The organism is Streptomyces yokosukanensis (assembly GCF_001514035.1).
GTDB lineage: Bacteria > Actinomycetota > Actinomycetes > Streptomycetales > Streptomycetaceae > Streptomyces > Streptomyces yokosukanensis.
Genome location: NZ_KQ948262.1, coordinates 8318 through 9049, shown reverse-complemented (window position 1 = coordinate 9049; position 732 = coordinate 8318). Strand labels below are relative to the sequence as shown.

The window sequence follows — 732 nt, the reverse complement described above, 5'->3', positions numbered from 1 at the left end:
GGGTGTGGGTGTGGGTGTTGCTGGGGTGGAGGTGTTCGAGGTCCGGGCGGGCGCTGTGTTGGATGCTGATGCTGTGCGTGTTGTGGCGTCGGAGGCGCTTGCTGCTGTGCAGTCCTTCCTTGGGTCTTCGGGGGAGGGGTGTTTGGTGGTGGTGACGCGGGGTGCGGTGGATGTCGCGGGCGGGGCCGGTGTCGGTGTGTGTGATCCGGTGGCGGCTGCGGTGTGGGGGTTGGTGCGTTCGGCGCAGGTGGAGAATCCCGGCCGTGTGGTCCTGGTCGATGTCGATCAGGGCGTGGATGCGGGCGTGGATGTGGGTGGGTTGTTGTCGGGTGTGGTGGCGTCGGGTGAGTCGCAGGTGGTGGTGCGGTCGGGTGAGGTGTTCGTGCCTCGGTTGGTGCGTGCTGCTGTGGTGTCTTCGGGTGTGCCGGTGTTCCGGTCGGGTGGGACGGTGCTGGTCACTGGTGGTACGGGCACGTTGGGTGGTGTGGTTGCCCGGCATCTGGTCGTCGCGCATGGTGTGCGGAGTCTGGTGTTGACGAGTCGGCGTGGGCTTGAGGCGCCTGGTGCGGAGGTGCTTCGGGCCGAGTTGGTGGAGTTGGGTGCGCGGGTGCGGGTGGTTGCGTGTGACGTGGCTGACCGTGAGGCGTTGGCCGGGCTGTTGGCTGGTGTTCCTGTTGAGGCTCCGTTGTCGGGTGTGGTGCACACGGCTGGTGTGTTGGATGACGGTGTGAT

General features: G+C 66.8%; 1 pseudogene. It reads left to right on the top strand.

Going from position 1 to position 732, the window contains the following annotated elements:
• Positions 1-91 precede the first annotated feature (91 nt).
• Positions 92-732: pseudogene (locus tag AQI95_RS50055) on the top strand (KR domain-containing protein); the annotation flags it as partial.